Source organism: Streptomyces sp. NPDC034670, assembly GCF_055574875.1.
Window position 1 is genome coordinate 1 of record NZ_JBVITR010000030.1, and the last position, 7512, is coordinate 7512.

The window sequence follows — 7512 nt, forward strand, 5'->3', positions numbered from 1 at the left end:
TGAGCGCCTTCCGGGGCCGCCACCCGGTCGAGCTCTTCGGCGGCGTCCGCTTCCCGGCCATCGGCGAACTGCCCTACCTGCTGACCCTCGGGGGCTACGGCTTCTACTGGTTCCGGCTCACCCGAGTCGCATCCCGCATCGGCCGACGACTGTGAGCGTGTGCCGGCGAGAGGAGGCGTCACCATGACGAAGACCGCATTCCTGCGCCCGCGGAGCGCGCCCGCCGAGCACACGGGGTCGCTCACCGGGCTGCTGCGCGAGTGGCTGCCGGGGCAGCGCTGGTTCGCCGGCAAGGACCGGCCCGTCAGCGACCTCGGTGTGCTGTCGATGACGGAACTGTTCCCGGGGTGTCTGCACGTGCTGGTCCACGCGGGCTACGGGGGCGTGCCGGCCCCCGGCGGCACGCCCCCGGCGGGCGACTGCTACCAGCTCCTCCTCGGTGTCCGGGAGACCCCCTCGCCGCGCCTCGGCCGGGCGCTCATCGGCCGGGTGCGGCACGGGCAGCTGGCCGGGCGGACGGTCTACGACGCCCTCCACGACCCGCGCGCGGCCCAGCTGTTCCTGGAGCGGCTGCGCCACCCCGGCACGTCGGGCCCGCTGCGCTTCGAGTGCGGCGCGTCCCGGCCGGTGCCCGCGGGACTGGTGCCGCGGCTGCTGGACGCCGAGCAGTCCAACTCCTCCCTGGTGTACGGCGACGAGTACATCCTGAAGGTCTTCCGGCGCATCCAGCCCGGCGTCAACCCGGACCTGGAGGTGCCGGGCGCGCTGGCCGCCCAGGGCTGCCACCGGGTTCCCGCCCCGGTGGCCTGGTTCCGCACCACGCACCCCTTCAAGGCGACGCTGGGCGTGCTCCAGCCGTACCTGCGCAACGCCTCCGACGGCTGGACGCTGGCCCTCGACGCGCTCGCCGCCGGTGACGACTTCACCACGCAGGCGCACGCGCTGGGCCAGGCCACGGCGGACGTGCACCTGGCGCTGGCCTCGGCCTTCCCGCTGGGGCTGCCCGGGGAGAACGGGCGGACGGCCGCGGCGATGACCGAGCGGCTGACGACCGCGGCGCACTGCGTTCCCGCGCTCCAGCCGTTCGTGCCGGGTCTGTGCTCCGCCTTCGCCGCGCTGACCACCTGCGATCCCGGACCGCCCGCCCAGCGCATCCACGGCGACCTGCACCTGGGCCAGGTGCTGCGGGCCGGGCGCGAGTGGTTCGTCATCGACTTCGAGGGCGAGCCGTCCCGGCCGCTCTCCGAACGGCGCAGCGCCCACTCCCCGGTGCGGGACATCGCCGGGATGCTGCGCTCCTTCGACTACGCCGCCCGCCAGCGCCGCCCCTGGCGCCCGGAGTGGGCGCGGCGCTGCCGGGAGGCCTACTGCGCGGGCTACGCGGCCCGCGCCGGCTGGGACCCGCGCAAGAAGCACGGCCTGCTCCGCGCCTACGAGACGGACCGGGCCGTGTACGAGGTGCTGTACGAGGCCCGGCACCGACCCGACTGGCTGCCCGTACCCATGGCGGCGATCGAGCGCCTCGCCGTGAGAGGAGACTGAAGCCGTGGCCCTGCGTGACACCCCGCTCCCCGAGCCGGCCGGGCCCGTCCCGTCCGCCTCCGCGGTCCCCGGAACCGCACCCGCGCTCGATCCGGCCGACCGGGGGCGCCTGCTGGCCGGCGCCCACCACGACCCGCACGCGCTGCTCGGCGCCCACCCGGTGCCCGGCGGGATCGCCGTCCGGGCGCTGCGCCCCTTCGCGCGGGCGGTGGACGTGGTCGTCGACGGCGTGCGCACCCCGCTCCGCTCGGAGGGCGACGGCCTGTTCTCCGGTCTCCTGCCGCTGGACGCGATCCCCGCGTACACCCTGGCGGTGGCCTACGGCGAGGACGAGGCCGTCGAGACGCACGACCCGTACCGGTTCCTGCCCTCGCTCGGCGAGTTCGACCTGCACCTGATCGGCGAGGGCCGGCACGAGGAGCTGTGGAGGGCACTCGGCGCGCACCCGATGACGCACCAGGGCGTGGCCGGCACCCGCTTCACGGTGTGGGCGCCGAACGCGCGGGGCGTGCGGGTCGCCGCGGACTTCACGCACTGGGACGGCACGGCGTTCCCCATGCGGTCGCTGGGCTCGTCCGGGGTGTGGGAGCTGTTCCTGCCGGGCGTCGGCGAGGGCACCCGCTACAAGTTCGAGATCCACTCCCGGTACGGCCACCGGTTCCTCAAGGCCGACCCGATGGCCCGCCGCACGGAGGAGCCGCCGAACACGGCGTCGGTCGTCACCTCCTCGCACTACGCGTGGGGCGACGCCGAGTGGCTCCGGCGCCGGGCCGAGGTGCCGGTGCACGAGGCGCCGTTCTCGGTCTACGAGGTGCACCTGCCGTCCTGGCGCCCCGGGCTGACCTACCGCGAACTGGCCGAGGTGCTGCCCGCCTACGTCAAGGACCTGGGCTTCACGCACGTGGAGCTGATGCCGGTCGCCGAGCACCCCTTCGGTCCGTCCTGGGGCTACCAGGTCACCGGCTTCTACGCGCCGACCGCCCGGCTCGGCACCCCCGACGACTTCAGGTACCTGGTCGACGCGCTGCACCGGAACGGCATCGGCGTGATCATGGACTGGGTGCCGGCGCACTTCCCGAAGGACGACTGGGCGCTGGCCCGGTTCGACGGGGACCCGCTGTACGAGCCCGGCGACTCCCGGCGCGCGGAGCACCCCGACTGGGGCACGTACACCTTCGACTTCGCCCGCACCGAGGTCCGCAACTTCCTGGTCGCCAACGCCGTGTACTGGTGCGAGGAGTTCCACGTCGACGGCCTGCGGGTGGACGCGGTCGCCTCCATGCTCTACCTGGACTACTCGCGCGAGGACGGCGGGTGGGAACCCAACGCGCACGGCGGCCGGGAGGACCTGGCGGCGGTGGCGTTCCTGCAGGAGATGAACGCGACCGTCTACCGGCGCTGCCCCGGCGTGGTGACGATCGCGGAGGAGTCCACGGCCTGGGGCGGGGTGACCCGGCCCACCGACACCGGCGGGCTCGGGTTCGGCCTGAAGTGGAACATGGGCTGGATGCACGACTCGCTGGAGTACGTCTCCCACGAGCCGGTCCACCGCAAGTACCACCACCACGAGATGACCTTCGCGATGGTGTACGCCTACAGCGAGAACTACGTGCTGCCGATCTCCCACGACGAGGTGGTGCACGGCAAGCAGGCGCTGGTGTCGAAGATGCCCGGCGACTGGTGGCAGCGGCGGGCGAACGTCCGCGCCTACCTCGGCTTCATGTGGGCCCACCCGGGCAAGCAGCTGCTGTTCATGGGGCAGGAGTTCGCCCAGGGGGCCGAGTGGTCCGAGCGGCAGGGCCCGGAGTGGTGGCTGCTCGAGGACGGGTACCACTCCGCGGGCGACCACCGCGGGGTGCGCGACCTGGTCCGCGACCTCAACGCGCACTACCGGGCGACCCCGGCGCTGTGGCAGCGCGACACCGACCCGTCCGGCTTCCGCTGGGTCGCGGTGGACGCCGCCGACGACAACGTCTTCGCGTTCCTGCGGTTCGACGCCGGGGACCGGCCGCTGCTGGCGGTGTCGAACTTCTCCCCGGTGGTCCGGCACGACTACCGGCTCGGCGTCGGCGACGACGTGATCGCCTGGCGGGAGCTCCTGAACACCGACGCCGCCCGGTACGGCGGCGGGGACGTGGTGAACCCGGATCCGGTCAAGCCCGAGGACGGCTGCGTCCGGCTCACGCTGCCACCGCTCGCGACGGTGTGGCTGGTGCCGACCGCTCCGTGAGGTCCGACGGCACCGCCAGGTGTCCGACGCCCCCGGCGGGGCATCCGGGGTCGTACGACCGAGGACGTCTCGGTGTCGTCGCGACATCACGGAAAGGCGGCAGCAGGTGCGCACCGTCGGAGTGGAGGAGGAGCTTCTCCTGGTCGATCCGGAGACGGGTGAACCGCGGGCGATGTCCGCGGCGGTGCTCGCCAGGGCCGAGCGGGACGGCACACGGGGGGAGGTCTTCGAGAAGGAACTGCACGAGCAGATGCTGGAGTTCGCCACGCATCCGCAGTCCTCGATGGAGAGCCTGCAGGCGGAGATCGTGCGCTGCCGCAAGGAGGCCGCCGGGCACGCCGGGGAGCTCGGCTGCGCGGTCGCCGCGCTCGCCACCTCGCCGCTGCCGGTCAGTCCCGCGGTCGGGATGAACCGGCGGTACCGGTGGATGGAGGAGCAGTACGGCATCGCCACCCGGGAGCAACTCGTCCTGGGCTGTCACGTCCACGTGTCCGTCGAGTCCGACGAGGAGGGCGTCGGCGTCGTGGACCGGCTGCGGCCCTGGCTGCCGGTGCTGGCGGCGCTCAGCGCGAACTCGCCGTTCTGGCAGGGCAAGGACTCGGGGTACAGCAGCTACCGCAGCCGGGTCTGGCAGCGCTGGCCGTCGGCCGGTCCGGCGGAGATCTTCGGCTCGGCCGAGCGGTACCACCGGCAGGTCGCCGACATGGTGGCCACCGGCACCATCCTGGACGAGGGGATGATCTACTTCGACGCGCGGCTGTCCCAGCGGTACCCCACGGTGGAGATCCGCGTCTCCGACGTCTGTCTGCACGCGGAGACCGCGGGACTGATCGCCACCCTCGCCCGCGGGCTCGTGGAGACCGCCGCACGCGAGTGGAAGGCCGGCCGGGAACCGCTCGACCCCGGGGTCAGCCTGCTCCGGCTGGCCGCCTGGCAGGCGGCCCGGTCGGGGCTGACGGGCGAGCTGCTGCACCCCAAGACCATGCGCCGCACGCCCGCCGGGACGGTCGTGCGGGCCCTGCTCGACCACGTCGCCGAGGCGCTGGAGGACCTCGGGGACCTCGAGCGGGCCCGGGAGTGCTGTGCCGGGCTGCTGCGCGGCGGCAACGGGGCGCGGGTGCAGCGCGAGCTGATGGAACGCACCGGGAGCCTGCGGGACGTCGTCACGGAGTGCGTGCGGCACACCCAGGCGTGAGACGTCCCGCGGGCGGCCCGGGCCGGGCGGGGTCCGGGCCCCCGGCGGCGGGTCCTCAGAGGATGAGCACGAGGGCGTAGGCGAGGAAGAAGGCCGCGATCAGCGCCACGAGGACGAGGATCACGGTCATGGGACCCTTGGCCCAGCCCTCGGTGTGGTTGTCCACCTGGTAGGGGCCGGCCTCGGGCATGCTGCTCTCCGCGGGCGGGGTCTCGCCCGGGGGGACGCCACCGCCCGGTTCGAGACCGGTGGTGCGTTCCGGTTCGGGATCTGGATTGACGTAGCTCATGCCGTTCGGGTCCCCCGATACCGCCGAGGTCATCAGTGTGGGAACAGTTGTCGTGATCCCGGCCCCGGAACGCTCCGGCTCGGCTACATTCAGGCACCGCCGACGACCGTGCCCGTCGGCCCGGTGCCGTGGTCCGGGAGGGTTCACCGGCTCGCGGCGCACGGCACGGCACCCGTCACACCCCGCACACGTCAGGAGCAGTGCATGCGCGACCTCGCTCTCGCTCCCCCCTCCGCCCCGCCCCTGACCGGCGGTCTCGCCGACAGCCTGTTCGAGACGGCGGCCGGGAACCCCGCCCTGCCGATGCTCGCCCGCCGCACGTCCCCGGCCTCCTCCTCCTGGGAGGAGGTCACCGCCGCGGAGTTCCGCGACGCGGTCGTCGACCTGGCCAAGGGGCTGATCGCCTCGGGGATCTCACCCGGCCGGCGAGTGGCGATCATGGCGCGCACCCGGTACGAGTGGACCGTCCTGTGCTACGCGCTGTGGACCGTGGGCGCCGAGGTCGTGCCGATCTATCCGACCTCCTCGCGCGACCAGGTGGAGTGGATCCTCAGGGACTCCGGCTGCGTGGCCGTGCTGGTCGAGGACGAGCAGAGCGTGATGACCGTCGGGTCCGTGTGCGCCTCGCTGCCGCTGCTGCGGCACGTCTGGCAGCTGGACGCGGGCGCGCTGGACCAGCTGGTGGCGCGCGGCGAGTACATCCCGCTGGCCACGGTCGAATCGATGCGCCGCATCGTGCTGCCGGACTCCACGGCCGCCGTCGCCTACACCTCCGGCACCTCGGGCCGTGCTCTGGGCTGCGCCCTGAGCCATCGCAATCTGGCCTTTCCCTGCGACACCCTGCTGGCGGGCTGGGGGCACACGGCGGCACCGCCCGGGGAGCAGGGCTCCGTCCTCGCCTTCCTCCCCTTCTCCCACGTCTACGGCCTGATGATCCAGGGGCTGTGCGTGCGCGGCGGTCTGCTGATGGGGCACGAACCCGACCTCGGCGGGGAGGCCCTGACCTCGGCCCTGCGCACCTTCCGGCCCACCTACCTGTACGCCGTCCCGTCGCTGCTGGAGAAGATCTACAAGAACTTCCTGCGCACGGCGCAGCAGGCGGGCCGCGGCGCCCTGTTCGAACGGGCCGCCGAAACGGCGCGGGACTTCGCCGCCGCGACGGAGCGGCAGCGGCTGGGCCGCGGCCCGGGACCGGGCCTCGACCTGCGGCTGCAGCACGCCCTGTACGAGCGCACCGTCTACCGCAGGCTGCGGGACGCGCTGGGCGGCCGGGTGCGCCGGGCCACCTCCGGCGGTTCGCCGCTCAGCCGCGACCTCTCCCTCTTCTACGAGGGGATCGGCATCTACGTCCACGACGGCTACGGACTCACCGAGACCGGCGGCGGGGTGACGATGCAGCCGTTCGGCCGGGAGAAGTCCGGCACCGTCGGGCGGGCGCTGCCGGGCACGGAGATCCGGGTGGCCGACGACGGGGAGATCCTGGTGCGCGGGCCGTCGGTGTTCCAGGGGTACGTGGGCGACGAGAGGGCCACCCGGGCCGCGCTGAACGGCGGCTGGCTGGCCACCGGCGACCTCGGCCGGCTGGACGGCGAGGGCTATCTCACGATCACCGGCCGCAAGAAGGACATCATCATCACCAGCAGCGGCAAGAGCGTCGCGCCGGCGGCGCTGGAGAACCGGCTGCGGATGCACCCGCTCGTCCACCAGGCCGTCGTCGTGGGCGACAACCGTCCCTGTGTGGGCGCCCTGATCACGCTGGACCCGGACTTCCTGGCCCACTGGCGGGCGGCCCTGTCCCTGCCGGGCGACGCGCCGACCCGGGAGGCCCGGGAGGAGAACGCGCTGCGCGAGGAGATCGCGCGGGCGGTCGCCGCGGCCAACAGCACGGTGTCACGCTCGGAGTCGATCCGGGTGTTCCGGGTGCTGCCGGAGCCCTTCGACGTGACCAACGGGCTGCTCACGCCGTCGATGAAGCTGCGCCGGGACGAGATCGTGCGCCACTGCGCGCTGGAGATCGACGCGATGTACCAGTCGCGGTCGCGCCCCCGGCGGACCGAGTCCCACGAGGAGGCGCCGGGCTGGGACGACTCGGACAACGTGTTCCGCTGACCGCCCGGACACGGGAAGGGGGGGGGGGGGGGGGGGGGGGCCGCCAGCGGCCGGCTGGTACCCCCCCTCCCCTGTCCCCGCCCCGCGCCCCCCCCACCCCCCGGGCAGGGGCGGCCCCTCGGACCGACACATTCGGACCCGACCCGT

6 protein-coding genes are annotated in these 7512 nt (G+C 73.7%); 5 read left to right on the plus strand and 1 reads right to left on the minus strand.

The window, feature by feature from the left end; translation table 11 throughout:
• The 4 genes from ACZ56B_RS20030 to ACZ56B_RS20045 all read left to right on the plus strand — a co-directional run.
• On the plus strand, positions 1–155 hold a 155-nt coding region (locus ACZ56B_RS20030), incomplete at its 5' end, for an alpha-glucosidase C-terminal domain-containing protein (protein ID WP_468792105.1).
• A 28-nt stretch (positions 156–183) separates the two neighbouring features.
• The gene (locus ACZ56B_RS20035; RefSeq protein WP_468791881.1) at positions 184–1542 is read left to right on the plus strand and encodes a maltokinase N-terminal cap-like domain-containing protein; all 1359 of its coding nucleotides are present in this window, start codon (positions 184–186) and stop codon (positions 1540–1542) included.
• A 4-nt stretch (positions 1543–1546) separates the two neighbouring features.
• On the plus strand, positions 1547–3772 hold the full coding sequence (glgB, locus tag ACZ56B_RS20040; RefSeq protein ID WP_468791884.1) for a 1,4-alpha-glucan branching enzyme: 2226 nt from the start codon (positions 1547–1549) through the stop codon (positions 3770–3772).
• A 106-nt stretch (positions 3773–3878) separates the two neighbouring features.
• Positions 3879–4967 (plus strand): glutamate--cysteine ligase 2, encoded by a 1089-nt coding sequence (locus ACZ56B_RS20045; protein ID WP_468791887.1) that lies wholly within the window; start codon positions 3879–3881, stop codon positions 4965–4967.
• Between the two features lie 55 nt (positions 4968–5022).
• Here the strand turns inward: ACZ56B_RS20045 and ACZ56B_RS20050 are convergent, their stop codons facing one another.
• Positions 5023–5256, minus strand: a complete 234-nt coding sequence (locus ACZ56B_RS20050; RefSeq protein WP_468792108.1) for a DUF6480 family protein — start codon at positions 5254–5256, stop codon at positions 5023–5025.
• Between the two features lie 204 nt (positions 5257–5460).
• On the opposite strand from ACZ56B_RS20050, the gene ACZ56B_RS20055 reads away from it, so the two are divergent.
• A complete protein-coding gene (locus tag ACZ56B_RS20055; protein WP_468791890.1) occupies positions 5461–7365 on the plus strand; it encodes an AMP-dependent synthetase/ligase in 1905 nt (634 codons plus the stop codon).
• Positions 7366–7512 lie beyond the last annotated feature (147 nt).

Excerpts from the sequence above, each read along its gene's own strand:
- ACZ56B_RS20035 (WP_468791881.1), top strand. The coding sequence starts at position 184 with ATGACGAAGACCGCATTCCTGCGCCCGCGGAGCGCGCCCGCCGAGCAC.
- ACZ56B_RS20050 (WP_468792108.1), bottom strand. The coding sequence starts at position 5,256 with ATGAGCTACGTCAATCCAGATCCCGAACCGGAACGCACCACCGGTCTC.
- ACZ56B_RS20055 (WP_468791890.1), top strand. The coding sequence starts at position 5,461 with ATGCGCGACCTCGCTCTCGCTCCCCCCTCCGCCCCGCCCCTGACCGGC.